Raw genomic sequence first — 20,474 nt, 5'->3', positions numbered from 1 at the left:
TGACTAGAATTTTTACAAAATCGCTGATAAATTAGTCAATCGAGACTTGAGAGGGACTTTCATGCGATTACTAACAATAATAACATCACTAGCATTAGCTGCGTTTACTGCGCTTGCTATCGTGAGTCCTTCCTCGCTCGTTGCTCAGCAAAACCCCACTCAGCGCTGCCAGCAGCTTGTCACTGAAATAGAACCCAGTAACACCTCTGTTGAGTGTCAGTTAGCTGCAGAGCAAGTGACATGGTTTAGCTGGTTAAAAGGCGACAGCCGGTCCGTACAATTTCACTTCTTCGACTTGATTGAGTTAATCTCGAGTTCAAGCCACAGCAACAAAAAACATTATCAAAACGAATACACTGATTAATGTCTGAATCTACCGAAAATAAAACCTCTAAACCAGGTGTCTTTAGTATGGTTATGAGTGTGTTGGCGGCATTTTTGGGTGTGCAAACAGAAAAAAACCGCCAACGAGACTTCCAGCATGGTAGCCCGAAAGCCTACATCATCATTGGCGTTATTCTTACCATTCTATTCGTGTTTGGTTTAATTGGTCTCGTCAACTTGGTTATGGCTATCGCAGCCTGATGTGAACATCAGGCTGTTATGCCGCTATGACGTAACAAAGCTTCGGCATTCGGTTCGCGACCACGAAATTCCTGGAATAAATCTGCGGCTTTACGGCTGCCACCACGTTCCAGAATGACATGTAAAAAGTCGCGCCCGGTTGTAGCGTTAAATATGCCCTCTTCTTCAAAGCGCGCAAACGCATCAGACGACAGCACTTCAGCCCATTTGTAACTGTAATAACCTGCCGCATAGCCGCCAGCAAAGATATGACCAAAGCTATGCTGAAAACGGTTGTACTCCGGTGGAATACGTACCGAAGTTTGCTGACGCACTTCACTCAGAATTTCACTAATACGCGCACCCGTGTTTTCGTCAAACTCGTGGTGAATGCGCATATCAAACAGCGAGAACTCCAATTGACGCATCATTTGCATAGCCGACTGATAATTGCGCGCAGCCAGCATTTTTTCCAGAAGCTCCTGCGGCAGCGGTTCACCGGTTTCATAGTGTCCGGATATTAATGCCAGCGCTTCCGGTTCCCAGCACCAGTTTTCCAGGAATTGACTGGGCAGCTCAACAGCGTCCCATTCAACACCGTTAATACCAGACAAACCAGCGGTATCGACCTGAGTTAACATGTGGTGCAAGCCATGACCGAATTCATGGAATAATGTCAGCACTTCATCGTGAGTAAAGAGTGCAGGCTTACCACCCACCGGCTTGCTAAAATTACAGGTTAAAAAGGCCACCGGGTTTTGCAATTCGCCATCGGCGTGCACTCTGCGGCCGACAAAATCCGCCATCCAGGCGCCTCCTCGCTTGCCTGAACGCGCGTAGAGATCCAGGTAGAAGCTGCCACGCAAATGTCCGTCGGCATCGTGAATGCGGAAGAAACGCACATTCTCATGCCAGGTTTTTACGTCTTTTTGCTCGCTAACCGTCATGCCAAACAGGCGCTTAACCACCTCAAACAAACCGTTTAGCACTTGTTGCTCAGGAAAGTAGGGGCGTAATAATTCATCGGAAATAGAGTAGCGCTGCTGCTTTAACTGCTCACTAAAGTAAGGAACATCCCAGGCTTCCATTTTCTCCACGCCTTGCTCTGCCGCAAAGGTTTCAATTTCAGCATACTCGGCTTTCGCCTGTGCTTTAGACTTATTGGCAAGCTCCTGCACAAAACCTAATACCTGCTCCGGCGACTCAGCCATTTTCGTCGCCAGTGACATTTCAGCAAAGTCGTTAAAACCTAACAGCTCCGACATTTCATGACGCAAAGCCAAAGTTTCGTTCATAACCTCAGAGTTATCGAACTCCCCGCCATTAGGTCCAGTTTCCGACGCGCGGGTCACAAAAGCCTGGTACATTTCTTTACGCAGCTCCCGGTCTTCGGCGTACAACATGACCGGCAGATAACTTGGAATATCTAAAGTGAACAACCAGCCTTCTTTTTCCTGGTCTGCTGCGGTTTCTTTTGCAGCTTCTTTGATGCTTTCCGGCAAGCCAGCCAGGCGGCTTTCATCGGTAATCAGGCAAGTCCATGCGTGGGTGGCATCCAGCAAGTTGTTGCTGAAGGTTGAAGACAAGTCAGACAGCCGCGATGAAATTTCAGCATAACGTTTCTTTTTGTCTTCGGGTAAATCCACACCCGACAAACGAAAATCACGTAGGGTGTCGTTAATGAGTTTTTGCTGGGCTTCGGTCAAACTGTCGAACTCGTCACTTTCACGCAGTGCCTGATAAGCGTCAAACAAGCCTTTGTGCTGTCCTACATAGGTTGCGTAGTCCGACAACAATGGCAGGCAACTGTCATGCGCTTCACGCAGTTCAGGCGTGCTTAATACGGAGTTCAAATGCGATACCGGTGCCCAGACATGCTCAAGCTTTTCATCCGCATCGGTCAAAGGTTCAATCAAACCATTCCAGCTAAAATCACCATGTTCCAGTACTTCATCAATGGTTTTTCGAGCGTGCTGTATGCACTCTTCAACAGCGGGTTGTATATGTTCGGGTTTAATTTGCTCAAAGTCCGGAAGCTGGCTCTGTTCTAATAGCGGGTTATGGCTCATTTTTACCTCAATTTTTCAAAATGCTTACAATGGATATTGGGGCTTTGCGCTAGTCTTCAACCACGCTTATGTGGTTTCCTGCGTTTTTTGCGGTATTATCAGTTCGTTAATAAATCAGAATAAAGGTAAATGTCATGTCTGACACCTCTTTTCGATCTTTACGCTTATTGGCCGGATTAACGGCCATTATTACCTTAAGTGCCTGTAGTAACCTGGGTGGACAATCCACTGCGGACTCCGATAAAGCTGACGTAACAGGTGTTAGCCAGCTGACAGCGGAGAAAATATTCGCCAGTGATACCTTCAATATTGACCGCCCGGCTCCAACTCGCTGGCTTGAAGACGGCTCAGGTTATACGACTTTAGAACAGTCCGACTCAGCCGATGGCCGCGATATTGTTCGTTACCACCCTGAAACCAACGAGCGCACGGTTTTAGTCAGCGCTAAACAGCTAACTCCGCAAGGTAAAAACAAAGCGCTGGATATTGCCGATTACGTCTGGTCAGACGATGGCGAGAAAGTACTTATTTTCACCAATACCAAGCGTTCGTGGCGCACCCATACTCTGGGCGATTACTGGGTGCTGAACCGCAACAACAACGAATTACGCCAACTGGGTGGTAATGCGCCCGAGTCGACTTTGCAGTTTGCTAAGTTTAATCCGCAAGGTACAAAAGTCGCGTTCGTTATGCAGAACAACATTTACGTGCAGGATCTTAGCAGCTTCACTGTCAGCGCGCTGACCAGCGACGGCAGCGACACTATAGTTAACGGTACCTTCGACTGGGTTAACGAAGAAGAGTTTTTCCTGCGCGACGGTTTCCGCTGGAGCCCCAATGGCAAGCACATTGCTTATTGGCAGCTGGACACCGAAGGCACGCCGGTATTCACCATGATCAATAACACCGACGAACTCTACCCAACGTTAAAAGAGTTCCCTTACCCGAAAGTGGGTGAAACTAACGCGGCTATGCGCATTGGCGTTATGCCGGCCAGTGGCGGTCAGACAAAATGGATGGATATTCCCGGTGCCCCTCGCCAGCATTACCTGGTGCGCATGAACTGGGCTGGCAACAGCGAAAAACTGTTAATTCAGCAACTGACCCGCAAACAGCACATTAATCGCGCTTTTATCAGCGATATTGAAACCGGTCGCAGTCAGGAGCTGTTACGCGAAAGCACCGACTCGTGGGCCGAATATGTCGACGACATTCACTTTTTAAATGATGGTCGCGAATTTACCTGGTTAAGCGAACGCAGCGGTTATCGCCATATCTATCGCGTGCATCGTGATACCGGCAGAACCACAGCGATTACCCGCGGTAACTGGGACGTGGTTGAAGTGCTGCGGGTAAACGAAGAAAACGGCTGGGTCTATTTTATTGCTTCACCGGAAACACCTCTGGAGCGTTATCTGTTCCGCGCCAGCTTAGACGGCAGCGGCCGCTTAGAACGTCTGACCCCGGACATGGACGGCACCCACAGTTACAGCATTTCGCAAGATGCCAAATACGCTGAACATACCTTTAGTTCGGTTAACCAGGTTCCGGTTACTAATATGATTTCACTGCCGGATCATGAAGTTATTCGTACCGTGGTTGACAATAAAGAAGCACAGCAAGCGGTTGAGCAGGTGCAGAAACAACCGGTTGAATTTTTCCGGGTGGAAGCTCGTGACGGGTTAGAGCTGGACGGTTACATTATGAAGCCGACTGACTTCGACCCCAGCAAAGAATACCCCATTTTGTTCTACGTTTACGGCGAACCCTGGGGGCAGACAGTGGCCAACCGCTGGGGCGGTTCACTGTATTTATGGCACACCATGCTGACACAGCAGGGCTATATTGTTGCGTCTATTGATAACCGCGGCACCAAATCACCACGCGGCTTTGACTGGCGCCGTTCTATTTACAAGAACCTGGGCGTTGTTACCGTACGCGACCAATACGATGCGCTACAACAAATGCTGGAACGCTGGGACTTCATTGATGAAAACCGCGTAGGCATTTGGGGACACAGCGGCGGAGGTTCACAAACGCTGAATGCTCTGTTCCGTTACCCGGACAGCTACCACATGGGTATGGCGCTGGCACCGGTACCCGATTTAACGCTGTACGACACCATTTATCAGGAACGTTACTCCGGCTTACTGCCTGAGTCAGCCGAGCGTTATAAAGAAACCTCTGCCATTACTCACGCTGAAAACCTCGAAGGCGACTTACTGTTAGTGCATGGTACGGGCGACGACAACGTTCACTTTCAGGGCAGCGAGCGCCTGGTCAATGAGCTCATTAAACACGGTAAGCAGTTTGAGTTTTTTGCCTACCCGAACCGCTCTCATGGTATTTACGAAGGTGAAGGTACAACCCTTCATTTACGCACCATGATGACCGAGTTTGTGAAAGAGAACTTACCTGCCGGCGAACGCCCGTCATCTGAGTAATGAACTGATCTTTCGATTACCGCTATCGGTATAAAAAGCATGACAACCCCGTGTCTTTATTTGCAAGATACGGGGTTTTTATTCAAGATATCCGCAGTTTTTGAATTGAGTACAGGAGTTAAGCAATATGACCAGACATTATGACTATCTTGCGATAGGCGCAGGTAGTGGCGGCATAGCCTCAGCCAACCGCGCAGCGATACGTGGCGCGAAAGCCGCCGTTATTGAAGCGAAACACGTTGGCGGCACCTGCGTAAACGTGGGCTGTGTTCCCAAGAAAGTCATGTGGTACGGCGCTCATATTGCTGAAGCCATAAAATACTCGCCGTCATACGGCTTTGAGCTTGAACAGAAAGGTTTTGACTGGGCGACTATGGTTAAAAACCGCGAAGCCTATATTGAACGCATTCACGGTGGTTACCATCGCGGCTTTCAAGGTAATGGCGTTGAGTTTATAGAAGGCTTTGCGAAATTCGTTGACCACAAAACAGTAGAAGTTAACGGAGAAAAGATTACCGCTGACCATATTACCATTGCCACCGGCGGGCGCCCCATGATCCCCGAAGTTCCCGGTGCTGAGCATGGTATAGACTCTGACGGCTTCTTTGCCCTGACGGAACAGCCTAAAAAGGCAGCCGTTATCGGAGCCGGTTATATTGCCGTTGAAATTGCCGGTGTCTTCCATGCATTAGGCACTGACACGCACTTAATGGTGCGACGTGATCGTCCGTTGCGTACCTTTGATAAAGATATTACCGATGGTTTGCTGGAGCGCATGAAGCAGGACGGCCCTGAACTTCATACAGAAACCACCGTTCGTGAAGTGGTTAAGCAAGACGACGGTACGTTAACGCTGCACTTTGAAGGTGGTCAGACAATGGACGGCTTCGACTGCTTAGTCTGGGCTATAGGCCGCGTGCCATCCACCGATAAAATTAACCTGGAATGCACCGGTGTAGAACTGGATAGCGAAGGCTTTATTAACGTCGATAAATTCCAGAATACCAACGTACAAGGTATTTACGCTGTAGGCGATAATACTGGTGCCGCAGCACTTACACCGGTTGCTATAAAAGCAGGACGCTTACTGGCGGAGCGTTTGTTTAACAACATGCCAAACGCGCACATGGACTTTGAAAACATTCCGACCGTTGTATTCAGCCACCCGACCATTGGTACCGTTGGTCTGAGCGAGGAAGACGCTAAGCTCAAATTCGGCGAAGACAACATTACCGTGTATAAGTCATCGTTCGCGGCCATGTACAACGCCGTTACCCCGCACCGAGCTCTTAGTTATTTTAAGCTGGTATGCCACGGCAAAGAAGAAAAAGTGGTCGGCATTCACGGTATTGGTGAAGGTATGGACGAGATATTACAAGGCTTTGCCGTTGCTTTGAAGATGGGGGCAACTAAAGCTGACTTAGATTCGACTGTGGCTCTGCATCCGACCAGTGCTGAAGAGTTTGTTTTATTTAAATAGCTAGTATCAAACAATCATCAAAACACGCTTTTAAGGGGATTCTGAAGGCAGCGACAACAGAAATTTTTTAGTTGAACGTTGCTTTCGAATCGCTCAAAAAAATCAATCAGCGGATTTAAGGTGCCAAATTCGTGCCCTTATCTAAGATTGGTGAGTAAAAAAGCGAGGCATAATTGAGCCATTAATCTTTTACGAGGATTGGCTCATGGCTCAATTACGCCGACACAAGCAATTTATCATCTACAAGTCCGTTAAGACCGTTGATGATAAGCTGGTGTACTGCAACGGACACACCACCGACCAAATGCATTTTCTCGATGACTCCAAGGGGAGAAGGGTCGAGATAGCAACATCCTACTTTCAATATCTCATCCTCGAGAAAACGCAAAAAGCGCTGTACCCGTCCGCTTTCGGCCTGAAACGATACTGGGAGTTCCTTGAGCAAAATGATATGCGCTGGGACGAGATGCCTTATGACAAGAGTCAGCGCCCAACGTACGCCTACCACCGTTCGCTGAAAAAACAGCTTCACCAAGGCGAAATAAAAAAATCAACGGCCAGTGCCTACATGCGGTGGGTCATTCAGTTTTACAAATACGTCATGTCAGAAGGGCTTGTCTCATTTTCAGAGGACTGCATGCCGTTTCGTGCTTACCAAACGAAAGTGCCGGCCAAATCCGGCGCCGTCTTTCAAATCTTCACCACTGATCTGCGGTTCCACGGGTTCCAAAGCTCCGAGCCTCAGCTCGCAGCCATGGGCGAGGAGACGCAACGAGCGTTCGAACAAGAGCTTAAACGTCAACCGCCGGTTTTTCGTATGCTCTGCGAGCTTGCCACCCGCGCCGGTCTTCGTATATCCGAAGCCACCAGCTTAACGCTGAGCGCGGTGAAAACGGCAAGGCAAAGCGTAATCAGACCGGATCACGTCAAAATTAATATCGGTCCTGAATTTGGCATGAAGACGAAATTCTCAAAGTCGCGAGAGGTTGAGATACCGAAGGCTCTATTTTCAGCGATACAGCGCTACATCACCAGTGAGCCGTATCTTGAGCTCAAGCATAAGCTCCAAGACAACGCCAAGCACGCCCCGGTTTTCATCACGAAACGCGGCACCCGGTACAGCCAGCACACGCTCTATGCGCATTGGTACAAGTTCAAAGCCAAACTAGCGTCTTTGTTTGAATTGGGTTTTAACGTGCGCTTTCACGATCTGCGAGCCACCTTCGCACTTAATTTCATGAAATCAGAAGAGTTAAACGGTCTGGGCGAAGAGCACAAAGCGTCCTACCTGCAAAGACTGCTCGGGCATAGCAGCGGCTTCACAACATTCATATACACGCTGTTGATCAGCAATGATTTGCTAAAAGCTAAAAATAACGAACGTAAAGAGCATTTGATGGATAAGCTTTGCGGTGGCATGAGGATCCGCAATGCGTGGTGACAACGGCGTTCGCGTCTGGGAAATGCCCGGCGGTAAATTAAAAACGCATGACTTCAATCGACTGCGTTATGCACTCGTACCCGACTCAGACGAGCTCAAAAAGCTCACACCGATACGCTCACGTGATTTCATGCGTGAATGCCTAGATGCTTTTGACCATATGCTAGGCTCAGCAGCCTCGTGGTCGAGTAAATTTAAACAACTGGCGTCATACGTTAGGTTTTGCGATAAAATCGCTCAGAATCCGTTTGAGGCGGTTTCAGTCAACGCTTACACCGAGCACCTTTTTGATAAACAGCTGCAAGGTAATATTCTTGACTCGGTTTATGTCAAAGCCGTATCTGAGTTGAAAGCGACGCTAGAGGCCATCAACAGCAATTACGCCGAATACTTTGACTTCGTACGCCGGCTCAAGCGCTCTCAGGCAACTTCCCATGAAGGATATTCTCAACGGGAGCTTGAACTGCTTGTTGTGACTCTCTACGACTTGTTCAGTCAGTTATTCACCGCCTATAAAGCCGACCCGACCGGGTTTATCGGCACCAAGTGGCAGTCTATCGCAACCGTGCAGATTCATGGAAAACAGCACCAGGTGACCGGCGCATTAAGTCGCTTCGTTGCCTGTGGCGCCTATCTCGTGAGTTTTTTTACCGGGCTCAACAGCAGTGTTTTGTTGAAAATGACGCGAGAGCTGGAGACGACGGTTATCGACGGTAAGCGATATCTCAAATACACACAGGTAAAACCCAGGGCGCGCTATGCGCATGTTTCGACGCCCATCCCGGAGGAATCGGGCTCTTATCTCAGTCAAATTTTTCGTTGTTTAGCCGAAGTTGCTCATCAGACAGCGCCACAAACCCCATGGCTATTTGCATTCCCGACACAGCAAGCAGAGAGACTGCAAAGTGCGCACCTCAGCAATTTTAATAAGTGGTTCAAAAAAAGCTTCGCGCTTAAAGCGGATGATGGCTCGGAGCTATTCCCGCTGATTTCAAACTTTCGAGTCAACGTGAGCCTTGAAGAAGCGAGAAGAAACGGCGCTCACTCATCAGCGCGTATGCTCGATAACCAAGTCACTCAAGTAACAAACAATTACTCTCGTACCAGCGCATTTGAGAGCGAGTCTCGCATGGCAAGTAGCCTGAAGCATATCTATCAAAACGTGACGCAACCCATTGAAAGCAAAGCGGAGTCACAACCTGAGACTGCGTCAGAAACCAAACACTCGCTTCAGTTAGAGTCGATTTTTAAGTGTTTCAGTTGTGAGCACCAGGCGTTAATTGACGAGCCCTACTCGGCCTGGCTCTACCTCAGTCTAATAAAGCAACTTGAGAGTCAAACATTAACATCCAAGTGGCCACTGATATCAGAAATGGCTGAGCGAAACTTTGAATGCTTTTCACAGGGCATCCGCAATGAAGCGCATGCCTTGTTCGAAAAGCTCGGTCCCCACCCGCTGTGGCAAGGAAACAGCTTAAAGCAGGTAACAGACAAATGTTAGCCGAAGACCGATTCCTGGAGCACACGGACAAGCAACTAAGGCTCGACCCACTGAAAGAGTTTGTCGGGCTTGTTCGGCGCATGGATACCGATACATTGCCCAATATGCCCGTTTTTTTAAGCTGTGAGTCCGTATTTAAAGATAACTTCTGGCAGCTGAAAAAAATGGTGCCGGGACTGCGTGATAAAAACGCTTACTCATTCGACTTCTCGCTGCTAAAGGACCATCCGAAACTTTTGTTTCAGACCAAAGTTATTGTCTACTTGTGGCTTAACTTTGAAGACCGAACTAAGATTTCCAGCAAGGCCACGCGCTTTGGAAAATTTAAGTCAGCGTTAAACTTTCTGATCGAACAACGGGCAGAATGTTTAAGCGAACTCCAGCAACCGATGTTACTCAACGAGTATTTTGAGCAACTCGCTGCAGCAGACGAAAGTGTCAGCACAATAAGACAAAAGCTCATTGCACTGAAAAAGGCGAGTCACTTTGACACGCTGTTGCCGTTTCAAGTCGGTCTTCGCGACCTTCCGCTGAAAGAAACACTTCGAAGAGTTAGCCACAAAAGACAGCAGCAGACGCTCGTCATACCACCACGACTGATGACCTGCATTTACTCAGAGTCAGTAGCGCTTATTGAAGAAGCGTTCAGTGTTAAAGATGAACTCTCATTTATCAAACAACAAGAATTAACGATTTATAACGACGCCAAAGAGAAAATTGAGCAAAAAATAGAATCTGGCATCTGGAAGTGGCTTCAGCCCTCAAGGTTCACATCAAAAACCGCGCACCAAAAAACAGTAACGGAAGAAATATCGCGTGAAGCAAGGATCGGGCGCAAGAAGCTGTATGAATCTGCTATAAAGCAGCTTTCAATCAGGCGCTTTAACATCAACTCGTACGCCGACTGGCTGGAGTATAAACGACAGTTAATGAATGCTTCTCTGCTCGTAACTCAGGCTTTCTCTGGTATGCGAAGCTCAGAGCTTTTAAGTATCGAAATCGGCGACTGGTTCTCGACTGAGCGTGACGGTGAAACCATTTATAAAGTACGCGCAGACAGCTATAAGTTCATTGCGGGCGGCGTAAAAAAAGCGACGTTCGTAGTCGCTCCCGTGGTATTTAGCGCACTTGAACTCGCAAAAGCACTCACTGAGTCAGAAAGATCAACACTCAAGTACAATGAGCTGCCCTATCAAAACCACCTATGGCTCAGCCAGAATAAACTAAGCAGAGTGCCTGTACCGGTGCGAAACAGAGGTCTTAACTCTCGCTACAATAATTTAGTCAGACATATTAACGCTGAAATAGAGCCCGGCGACTTAGAAGAGTTAAATATAGTGAACCCGGGCGCCTCAATGAAACTTTCAGTTGGTCAACTGTGGCACATCACCAGTCACCAGCTCAGACGGACTATGGCGGTATATCTCAGACGCCACGACCTGGCATCTGCGCATGACATTATGTATCAGTATAAGCATTTATCGTTAACCATGGCGCTTCATTACGCGAATGGCGCGACCGATGCCGCGCTTAATAACTACAAACCACCAACCAGAGTGCCTGAAGAGGGCGTCATTGCTTATTGGGAAGCAAAGACATTTAGTAGCCAAAGTACTCTCGAGGAGAGCGCTAAGCTTCTAGGTCACGAACATTCATGTTCATTGATCACTAATTGCATGCATGCCAGAGCGTGCAATTCCGGAATTCTGTCCTCCAGTACATTATCGAAAGAACTAAAGCACTGGGCACAAGAGAGGCTGCAGGTAATTCGTGACCAGCGCGACCAAGCTGATAATAACGCGCTGAATCAGCACTTCATTCAGATAGAAAACGTTTTGATGAAATTATTAGCAGAAAAGGAGTAGTAAAATGGAAAGACGTTTAAACGATACAGAGAGAAAATTGACCGATGCATTTAACCGAATTTTGCGTGGATGCCCGCAAATAATATCGAAAAAGAGAAAGCTGTCTGTCAAAGCAGTTGAAGATGAGGCTGGCTTGGGCCGAAACTCAGCGTTTCATTATGAGCAGCTACGCGCCGAAATAGCAGAGACGGTAGCCTCTATGTACGGTGCTAAACTGCCACGACCTGCTTATTCGGCAGGGAAAAGTGAAGGTGACCTGGCTCTTCGACGCGAAATAACAAAACTAAAAGCAGAAAACAAAGAGTTAAAACTAAAGAATGAACGGCAACAGCAAGAGTCGGATAAATTGTCATCGCAGCTCGCAACGTTAGGACAGCATTATAAACTGCTGCAGAGAGAGCACGAAAACAACAAAAGTTTATTGAAGCAAGCAAACGACGAGGTCGCTGAATTTAAACGCGCGAAGCTTGTGGCGATAAATGAAGGGTAGTTGAAATACTACATGTTCTAGAATACTCTGAAGTGTACTAAGAGTTTAGTGGTTTACACTGAATACACCCTATTTTCTTGCTGAGATAATACATACAAATATTTCACCAATGAGATCTTCAACTCTAAGATTAATTACCCATAGTTCCACGCAGAAAATATTTAAGGTTGACGGTGGTATATTACCTAAACAGGGATTTTTATTTTATTTAATAAAAAATTAACGAATAGAAACTACATCCCTGTTTTAAATGTTAAATCTTAGAGGATGATGATGCAAAACAACTTAAAACTCCAAGAAGAGACTAAGCTAGAGCAGTTTAGATCTGTAATGCAAATGGCCGCTATGGCTCTGAAAAGCGCCATGATAATTAATGGTGGCGCCGCAATATCATTACTAACATTCCTCGGCAATGTAAATGTTGCTTCAGGTATGGACTACTTTACTTGCGCTTTGAAATACTACATCTCGGGCGTAACGCTAGCCGCTCTAGCCACTGGAGTCTCATACTTAGCCCAGTTTAGATATCTACACGAAGTGAGAAACCCTCAAGGTATGAAGATCGGCAAGTACATTACACTTTTGACCGTAATCATCGTGCTTGCTTCTTATCTGGCATTTCTGGTGGGTGGGCTCCAGGCTTCGTCAGGATTTGATTCCAGGGTTTAACATAAACGACATTAGAACGCCTGCGCCACCAATATTTAAAACGTTAAGGAAACAGGTAACTTGGACATAATTCTCAATCCTCCATTACCAATTGCTCTTGAAGATTTCTACAGAACCCTGCTCTCAGTATCTGGAGTTCTATTTGGTATTGCTTTCGCTGCGATGCTATTCGTTCTACAAAGCGGGTTTTCTTCATTCAAATTCTCTAGACGAATGTTTTTAGAACTGTATTTGCACTTTGGCCGGCAATTGCTCTACTCACTGGCATACCTTACTGCGGCTCCCTTCTTAGCCCTGTTCTTTTCCGATAATTTAGCTGTGGCTTCTTGGCTATACGGCCTATATTTAATATATTTCTTGAGTGCAACGTTGGATTACGCTAAAGAAGAAGGATATATACTTACCATACATTCTACAAAATTCGTGCCCAGACATTATGGAAAAATACGAGCTTACTTCAGATATATATCTAATCGTGGAGCATTGAAGAATATCCTGTTGTTACTTCCAGTAATTCTATTTTTGCTGTACCCCTACGTTATATCTATAGTCAACTCTCATTCTTTATACCTTACGAAAACAGCCATCTTTTATAGCTGCGTCATACCACTGTTCTATACTCTTTATAAAATCACGAAGTTTATTCCAGAGTTCTTCATCTACACTGGAATGGAAATGTCGGCAAACTCGCAGGAAGCAGCAGAAGAACAGTCCGAGGACGAAAAGCAAAAAAATATCGTAGAGAAACGCGCGTTAAGAGAGTTCCTTAATAATCACGGGCTCTATGAGTTAAATCCAACGACTCCACGAAAGTTTATTGACGGCGAAATTTCCGTGAGCTTCCTTGATAAAATTGACAATGGTGAGGGGTGGTTTAATATCGATGTCAATATTTCGAACGTCACCCCAAAACAAGTTCGAAATAATGTATTTGAATACGCACACGAACTTGCAACGAGACTGTATGAATCCAAAGTCTCCATTAACACTTTTGTTTTGTCATTTCACATCAGAATTGGAAACCAGTCATCAAGAAACATGTTTTTTCGAATGTCTCGCAATGAACTAGATGAAATTTTTTCATTGGGAAGAGATCAACCAGAGGATATGGGTAAACTTAAGAATGTCGTATTTGATGAGCTGTTTAGGGAGTAACCTATCGTTAAGGGATTTGTTATGACTCAAAAAGGGATTTTCGCTTTTTTATCGGTTTTGGCTATTTCTTCTTGTGGCGAAAGCAGCGAGGAAAGAGTCGCGCGCGAAGCTAAGGAAAAAGACACATATAACCGCTGTGTAAGCCTTGGAGTTCAGTACTTTAAGGAAATAGGTTCTTATCCAACTTTAAAGTCAGCACCGAACGCTGGGAGGCACGCTATTGAGGTTGCTCGAGAGCGATGCGAAAGAGCGCCGGAAACCGCATTCCGGAAATAACTGGTTCTTACGTAGCTATCTAACAGCGATTCCCGCGCTACTTTAAAATTAAGGAATATCGATGAAGAAATTGTTGATTTGCTCTGCTTTATTACTGACGGCCTGCAGCAGTACTGGTGTCGTTCCTATGGATGACGGTGTTTACATGATCGCCCAACGAAGCGCTCAAGTTGGCTTTGGCCCTCCAGATGCAGTCAAGGCTGAAGTCTATGAAGAAGCAAATGCATTTTGCGCTAAGTCCAATAAGAAAGTAGAAACTGTGAATTTGGAAATGACAGATTCAGGCTTTGCAAAACCAGGGAACGTTTCACTGGAATTTCGGTGCAAATAACAGCCCGCAGTGAAGTCGAGAACCTGACTTACCTAAAACGCCTTTTATTTTTGCTTTAACAACCAGGTACTCTATGGACAGTCAAAACTTTACAGCATGGTGGGGAGCGATACTCTCAACCGCTTTACTTGGATGGAGCATTTTATCGTGGGTACTTTCTAAACCAAGGATTAACGTCACAACCTCCCCTAACGTATATGACTGGATGGGAAAAATTGAATACGAGCCAGGAAAAAAAATCATTGAAGGTGGAGCTGAAATGCGGCAGATGAAACCTTTTATAGCAGTAGAAGTTAAAAATCTCGGAAAATCAGCGACCACAATTCTTGAGATAAGGTTTTCCCAAAACGATACGCCCAAAGGAATGAAAAGGGCTATGGGTGTAATGACTGAGTATCAACCGTTTACCCAACCTCTCCCTTATGTAATTGAACCCGGTCACGTTTGGTTATGCCGTTTTGATCAAGCAAGGGCGACACAAAACCACAAAGAAAACGGGATGCCCTATTTTTCTGTTGATATTAGATATACACACTCAAAAAAATGGATTCGAGAATCTATACAAATCAGATAGCTAGTCACGATTCAAACAGCCTTTCTTAAATAGAGTAACCTTCCCAACCAACGGCTAAATTAGAAAACGTTCAGTATCATTAACTGAATAAATCTTTACTTTATCTGTCAAGTTCGATTAACAGAACTCAATCAAATCTGACAGTCGCAAACGTGCCAAGAGCGGAAATAAAACGGGCGAACGTTAGCGAGGCCCGGCGACCGAAGGGAGGGAGTTTGATCGCCTTGCGATGCATTTTCACTTGAGGCCGTAATATTTCAGCGCAGCTTCGGTGAGAACTTTCGTGGCCACAGAGACCCCTACGCTCCATGTGCCTTCTGCTGCCTTGTTGAGATTGTTACCTAGCCATTTTCTGGCCTTCTCGCCAAAAGGCTCTTCGACGCTAGACGGTTGCTCCGTTGCTATAATTTCCGCTAATTCAGCTGCATCTTTTTCTGGGATTCCAGACTTAACAAGGTGGTTAATAAAAGACTCGCCATCTTTTTCGTTCACCGCAACGGCTATTTGGGAACCACCGCCACCGGCTACGGCGGTTGAGACATTTCCATAGATGATTTGCTGTGAAATTTGCTGAACTTGCTCAGCATCCTTTTTCTCTGCCTTGGCTGTTCCAAATGCCACATGGGCAGCACCGGGCACTGATCTCTCTAATTCGAGAGTAAGTTCAAGAATTCGGCTTCGAACAGCTTGCCGAATTTCATAGAACGAGGTGGGGGAAATTGACCCACTTATATCATTGCAGGCGTGACCCTCATATACCTTGCCTTGAAGTAGCAAAATTAGATTTGAGGAATCTATGCCGAAAGAACTTCCATCAGAGGCATTCTTTTTAACCATCTCATCCACAGCAGCAATGCTCTCCCGAACTTTGTACTTCGTCCAGTCTTCACCGGCGTGCTTTTCGATGAGATAAGGCGGTATTTGTGCGTTTTTGATGCCAGCACCAAATGCACCTGAAAAGGTGCCACGGTAGGTAACGCCAACCACTCGATAAGAAGGAACATCGAAATCTCTCGGATAACCCTCGGATTCGTGCTTCACCCACTCTTCAAGTATATCGCTACCAAGCCTCGCAGCAAGAAGGCGCAGCTTTAATAGAATTGACCCGAGATCGACTCCTTCTTGAACCACGGACTCCTGAATCTGTTGGAGAAGTGACAATTTAAACCTCCGTTCCCTTTATTGCATAGTGCTTGGTTTTGCGGCGCGCCGGAGCGCCAGTAGAGACGCTTGTGACAACAGCTACTCGTTATGACCGACCATGCATAAGCTCATAGTACTGCTGGTCGAACGATGTGACTTTTTCCGATACCCACCTTACAATAGACTTTTCTGAGAGAAGATCAGTAATCCAGCTGGAGCAGTCATCTTCGATCCATGTGGCTTTGCTTTTAATATTTAGCTGCCGCATAAGACCGGCTATTTTTCTCGATGGCGCTTCGTCTTTGCCAAGTAGATCGCCCTTGAAATGTATAAGTTCGTTTCTCAATGATGAGATGGTTTCAAAAGACTGAAACGGGTCTACCCCTGAATCCCAACGACAGCCGCCCGTAAGCGCGGCTATTTGACTCCATTTTTGAGGAACCGAATAGCTTCGTTCGCTTTCCTTAAGCTCGTCCCAACACTTCCGCTCATCCGAGCCCTTATCAAAGCAAATCCGCGCGACCGCAATCTCTTCATTTAGCTTTGCCTCCAAGAAACAAGCGGCATTCACGATGCAAGATGTGGCGTAAATCATAACTTCTTGCCCATCGTCAGTCTCTTCGGCTAAATCAGAAAACTTTCGACAACCCGCCAAAAATTCAACCGAAAATGGATGCATTGCAGCCCTAATTCGACGGCCTGCATAGGTATCTTCGCTACTATCGTCTAATTGTTCAGGCATAGAGTACTTTCGTCATAACATTTATAAAGTGTGCTTACGCACTTCAGAATTCGTTCAATAGAGTGCCAGGCCTTGTTAAGCATTCTTTTCTTTCGTTGAAATGGATTCGCTAAGTAACTGGAAATACGATTCATAGATGCCGACAACGTAAGAAAGAAAGCCACTTTTAATGACAACTTCTTCCTCACCATCTAATGAATCAACTTGCTTTATGAAGTCCTTTGCCGCCTTGATCGAGTTTCCCTGATAGTCACTGAGCTTCCCGTCCTGATGCACTATGACATTACGTATTTTTTGTATTTTTTTTATCTCGTTCCACTCTGATGATGTTTTATGAACATCTATACCTGCAACCTTTTCTAGATAGTTAGTTGATCTATCGATTCCTTTACGTTTTATGTCAGAAAGTGATGACTGGTAAGACCTTTCAGACTGGTAGAGCAAGCATAATTTATCAAGCTCGTGTTCAAAATAACCTGACAGTGTAAGCAGAGCTGACCGCCTTTGAAGGCTCGGAAAGTAATTAATGAATAATTCTGCAAGATCCCATGTTTCATCATCAAGACCTTGATGAACGTCAACCACTCGAGTATGGTTTTCCTCAGGCACTTCATCAAGTACTAGCGTTTTTTTCTTTTTTTCAAATCTAGCTACCGACTCATCAGCCTGAGTTTCAATACCTTCGATGAAGCTCTTTATAAGCTCTAACGAGAACGATACGTCATACAGGTACCAGTTAAGAACTACTTTCCTTGGTAAGTATAGTGGCATTTTCTCTTACTCCCTTGAGGTTTAACGCCAGCCTCGTGCGCTGGTTGTGAGGCGCGAGACGTCCAGCGATTCGAAGAATCTCCAGCCCTCACTCTCAACAGACTGCCAGATTAGTGCAAGGAACGGACGTTAAAGCCACCAACATGCGCAGATTTTTAGTGGAGGCGAAACCGCAACGAAAAGGCTGTCGCTCTGCTTGGCCTAGTTATGTCTCAAAAAATGCCCGCGGATAAGGCCAGCCCAGCAATTGCAACTATCAGCCCTATAACCGCTATACGTCTATCAAAGTTTTTCCACCATGGTTTTAGCGTTTCGCTTTCTTTTCCATCCTGCTCAGGATCCACTGATTCGATACCATTCTCCAGCTTATATAAGCGCGTTTTCTTTAGCATATCAACAGTCTTGCGTGCAGCGTCAACTAGCCTCAGTTGGTCTTCGTACAAGACGATCATTTGCTCGACAGCCCATGGGGTATTTTCAATCGATGCAGCAACTTCCTTAGCCTCTTCGGTGACCTTCTTTAAGTCATCCAATTGATATAGCCAACCCTTTTGTAGTGAATCGACGAAATCGGTAAGTGTTGGGTTTTCTTCTGGATAATTAAACCTTATTAGTCTGTCCGAAAGGGCTACAGCGCAGTCTCTACCTTGAGAATATACATTTTCAAAAGCACGACGCTCATTCCAATCCATCCTATAGACACGATCAAAATCTTCATTGTTTTTTAAACCTGGCCATGCTTCTAAATTATTCTTACGAAATGCTGCCGCATACTGGACAAGCCGATCAAGGTACTCAGATACCGATGTGAAATCCCTTCTAATTTCCACTATTTAACCTCGTTGACATAACGTTTGCAGCATGCGCGCAATGTAGTGGGTGTCGCCGTGCCTGCACTTGTTAGGCATTTTCACACCAAAGCCCGCCTCTATCACTCAGGTCTACTTCAGTGGCTGGCTTGCCTCCTAAAGTGGTCGCTGTTCCATTATCAAACTCACACAGATGAACCCAAACAAATTTGTTTCCGTCACATTCTTTCGGGAATAACATAAATACAACGTCAAACACTTTATCCGGAAAAGAATCCTCACAAAATTTGGCTAAACTTCGATACTTACCAAGTTCGCCATCCGTCAGCGTAAATTTCGTACAATCTTCAGTTGAGTGATACTTAGCATCTGCAAGAATTACCGAACCAGAATCTACCTCAATCAGATAATCCGGTCTCTTTCCACCATACTTTTTCAGTTCCTCTGCAAGGTTACACTTTCCTTGGGCGATCTTTTCGAACGTCCATCCAGAGTTCGCGAGCCAGTTTTCAGCGAACTTCTCACCGTCTTCGCCTGCTGTTGTTGAGCACTGCTTTCGCAAGGTGCTCCTGATTGACTCAATGGTTGGCACTCGCTTGCTCCTGTCTAACATTTGTATATTGTGCGTGCGCACTTCGGAATTCGTTCAATTGATAGTTTTCGGTTCTTAAGTTACTGATCAAGCTAGCATTACTGCCTTGAAATGTTCAGAGTTAGCAAAGGCAATTTGAACTTGCTCAGTTACACTCTACCGAGCGCACAATATCTAACCTTTATTTTTTTTTATACCATTGACAGTAAGCGACTTAAATACACAACACCAAAGCGCGCAATATTGTCGAAGTGAACGTGTCGCGCATCAATAATCGATAACTGGAAAGAAACTAAGCGCATAGTAGGTGTCCAACACCTAAGGTGCGAAGCTCATTAAGTTGTTATCTGTGATTACTGCCAATGCCATTTTTACTACTTGCAAAGTATGCAGTGACCGCACACCGCAGTGTTACTGTTGAAACTCAAGGGAACTTACTCCATCAATTATTTACTCACTAGAAGGCTCTTAAGTATATACCTCTATCTCAACCTCTATTCATGATGTGGTCATGTCCGTCTAACCTGTGAATAATAGACGCTACTTTATCACTGGGTATACCTAACTTTTCGTATAGGGCAAAAACAAGAAGTGTCTCTATAAATATAGACTTCTTATATAGGCTATCATCACTTTCGTGATAATCATTAGCATGAGTTATATCATTTCTAAGTTTGCAAATTCCATTAATATCGCTGTTAGAAAATATCCATTTATATCGTATTTCCTCAGGTAAAGATTTATAGAAATCGCCAATACATTTCGCGGTATTGTATTTAGAACCATTATATCTAGGCAGACCTTTTAAGAAGCTTGTAACTGACTTTTGATCGTCAAATCTTTTAACAAGGCACAGTTTAAACTTATCGATTAGTGAGCCTAGAACTTCTTCATCAACATAATTTTTGGACTTGTAGGCAAGGGACTCGAGGAGTCTAAAGTAACCTAAAAATCGCTCTTCAACGCTGTTCATATCTCTATATTTTCGATACTTCTTCCACTTTGATGAGTCATCGTTGTTTAACGAGAAAAAGCGGTCAAAGGCAGAAATGTCAAATTCGGGGTAACCAAAGGTATCGAAACGTAGATCTCTACCCAGTGGGTATAAGGGGTACCTGCTCTTACGTTGGCGACAATACTTAGTATGGGGATAATACAAAGATGCTTTAACTGTCGAGTACATAGTAGTGTCGAAAGCAATTTTCAGACTGTTAACACTAATATCATTGCCAATGATAAAGGACATTAGATTATAGAATCTGTCATACAACTCTTTAAGGTAGTCCAACGGTTGCTCTTCAGAAAGCATAACATGGAGTGACGGTGGAAAATGTACACCTGAAGAAAAATCGCTCGCAGAATAATGGGCGCTAACGTTGTATGCTAAAATAATATGACCAACACCCTGAAGAGGCAGCCTAAATTGGGTAGGGTCAAAATCTTTGTCGTTAAAAAGCGACTTTTGAGAGTGTTCAATATTCTGTGTCAGCCAAGTTTTCATAAATCTATGTGGCCATCCAGTCGACCTTCAAAGTGGATGGTTAGCTGAGACAGTGTC

Annotated in this window: 19 protein-coding genes; 12 read left to right on the top strand and 7 right to left on the bottom strand. The window is 45.5% G+C overall.

Going from position 1 to position 20,474, the window contains the following annotated elements; translation table 11 throughout:
- Positions 1-61 precede the first annotated feature (61 nt).
- The gene (locus tag DEU30_RS12675; RefSeq protein ID WP_114982414.1) at positions 62-364 is read left to right on the top strand and encodes a hypothetical protein; all 303 of its coding nucleotides are present in this window, start codon (positions 62-64) and stop codon (positions 362-364) included.
- Entirely contained in the window at positions 364-585 is a 222-nt protein-coding gene (locus DEU30_RS12670; RefSeq protein ID WP_114982415.1) for a DUF2970 domain-containing protein, read from the top strand. Before DEU30_RS12675 ends, DEU30_RS12670 begins: the two co-directional genes overlap by 1 nt.
- Before the next feature lie 8 nt (positions 586-593).
- On the opposite strand, the gene prlC is transcribed toward DEU30_RS12670, so the two are convergent.
- Positions 594-2,633: an oligopeptidase A gene (gene prlC / locus DEU30_RS12665; protein ID WP_114982416.1), complete on the bottom strand. Its 2,040-nt coding sequence runs from the start codon at positions 2,631-2,633 to the stop codon at positions 594-596.
- Positions 2,634-2,767: 134 nt separating this feature from the next.
- On the opposite strand from prlC, the gene DEU30_RS12660 reads away from it, so the two are divergent.
- The 10 genes from DEU30_RS12660 (at position 2,768) to DEU30_RS12615 (ending at position 14,859) form a co-directional block, all read left to right on the top strand.
- Positions 2,768-5,077, top strand: coding sequence for a S9 family peptidase (locus DEU30_RS12660; protein ID WP_114982417.1), 2,310 nt, complete (start codon positions 2,768-2,770; stop codon positions 5,075-5,077).
- A 127-nt stretch (positions 5,078-5,204) separates the two neighbouring features.
- Positions 5,205-6,557, top strand: a complete 1,353-nt coding sequence (gorA, locus tag DEU30_RS12655) for a glutathione-disulfide reductase (protein WP_114982418.1) — start codon at positions 5,205-5,207, stop codon at positions 6,555-6,557.
- A gap of 205 nt (positions 6,558-6,762) precedes the next feature.
- Positions 6,763-7,998 (top strand): site-specific integrase, encoded by a 1,236-nt coding sequence (locus tag DEU30_RS12650; RefSeq protein ID WP_114982419.1) that lies wholly within the window; start codon positions 6,763-6,765, stop codon positions 7,996-7,998.
- On the top strand, positions 7,988-9,499 hold the full coding sequence (locus tag DEU30_RS12645; RefSeq protein WP_114982420.1) for a hypothetical protein: 1,512 nt from the start codon (positions 7,988-7,990) through the stop codon (positions 9,497-9,499). Before DEU30_RS12650 ends, DEU30_RS12645 begins: the two co-directional genes overlap by 11 nt.
- A complete protein-coding gene (locus DEU30_RS12640) occupies positions 9,493-11,364 on the top strand; it encodes a hypothetical protein (protein WP_114982421.1) in 1,872 nt (623 codons plus the stop codon). Before DEU30_RS12645 ends, DEU30_RS12640 begins: the two co-directional genes overlap by 7 nt.
- A gap of 4 nt (positions 11,365-11,368) precedes the next feature.
- Entirely contained in the window at positions 11,369-11,854 is a 486-nt protein-coding gene (locus tag DEU30_RS12635) for a hypothetical protein (protein ID WP_114982422.1), read from the top strand.
- 273 nt (positions 11,855-12,127) lie between these two features.
- Complete coding sequence (locus DEU30_RS12630; protein WP_114982423.1) at positions 12,128-12,523, top strand: hypothetical protein; 396 nt, start codon at positions 12,128-12,130, stop codon at positions 12,521-12,523.
- Between the two features lie 60 nt (positions 12,524-12,583).
- Positions 12,584-13,678, top strand: coding sequence for a hypothetical protein (locus DEU30_RS12625; RefSeq protein ID WP_114982424.1), 1,095 nt, complete (start codon positions 12,584-12,586; stop codon positions 13,676-13,678).
- 337 nt (positions 13,679-14,015) lie between these two features.
- On the top strand, positions 14,016-14,285 hold the full coding sequence (locus DEU30_RS12620) for a hypothetical protein (protein WP_227016392.1): 270 nt from the start codon (positions 14,016-14,018) through the stop codon (positions 14,283-14,285).
- Positions 14,286-14,358: 73 nt separating this feature from the next.
- Positions 14,359-14,859 carry a hypothetical protein gene (locus tag DEU30_RS12615; RefSeq protein ID WP_114982426.1) on the top strand — a complete coding sequence of 167 codons (501 nt, stop codon included), beginning with the start codon at positions 14,359-14,361 and terminating at the stop codon, positions 14,857-14,859.
- Between the two features lie 237 nt (positions 14,860-15,096).
- Here the strand turns inward: DEU30_RS12615 and DEU30_RS12610 are convergent, their stop codons facing one another.
- The 6 genes from DEU30_RS12610 to DEU30_RS12585 form a co-directional block, all read right to left on the bottom strand.
- Positions 15,097-16,020, bottom strand: coding sequence for a hypothetical protein (locus DEU30_RS12610; protein WP_114982427.1), 924 nt, complete (start codon positions 16,018-16,020; stop codon positions 15,097-15,099).
- A gap of 88 nt (positions 16,021-16,108) precedes the next feature.
- Positions 16,109-16,744 (bottom strand): hypothetical protein, encoded by a 636-nt coding sequence (locus DEU30_RS12605; protein ID WP_114982428.1) that lies wholly within the window; start codon positions 16,742-16,744, stop codon positions 16,109-16,111.
- Positions 16,745-16,819: 75 nt separating this feature from the next.
- Entirely contained in the window at positions 16,820-17,515 is a 696-nt protein-coding gene (locus DEU30_RS12600; protein WP_114982429.1) for a hypothetical protein, read from the bottom strand.
- 212 nt (positions 17,516-17,727) lie between these two features.
- Entirely contained in the window at positions 17,728-18,345 is a 618-nt protein-coding gene (locus tag DEU30_RS12595; RefSeq protein WP_114982430.1) for a hypothetical protein, read from the bottom strand.
- A gap of 70 nt (positions 18,346-18,415) precedes the next feature.
- Complete coding sequence (locus DEU30_RS12590) at positions 18,416-18,916, bottom strand: hypothetical protein (protein WP_114982431.1); 501 nt, start codon at positions 18,914-18,916, stop codon at positions 18,416-18,418.
- A 487-nt stretch (positions 18,917-19,403) separates the two neighbouring features.
- A complete protein-coding gene (locus DEU30_RS12585) occupies positions 19,404-20,417 on the bottom strand; it encodes a HEPN domain-containing protein (RefSeq protein ID WP_114982432.1) in 1,014 nt (337 codons plus the stop codon).
- Between the last annotated feature and the right edge of the window lie 57 nt (positions 20,418-20,474).

Source organism: Idiomarina sp. 017G, from assembly GCF_004362265.1.
GTDB lineage: Bacteria > Pseudomonadota > Gammaproteobacteria > Enterobacterales > Alteromonadaceae > Idiomarina > Idiomarina loihiensis.
The sequence above is the reverse complement of the archived record's forward strand: the minus strand, read 5'-3'. Positions and strand labels throughout refer to the sequence as shown.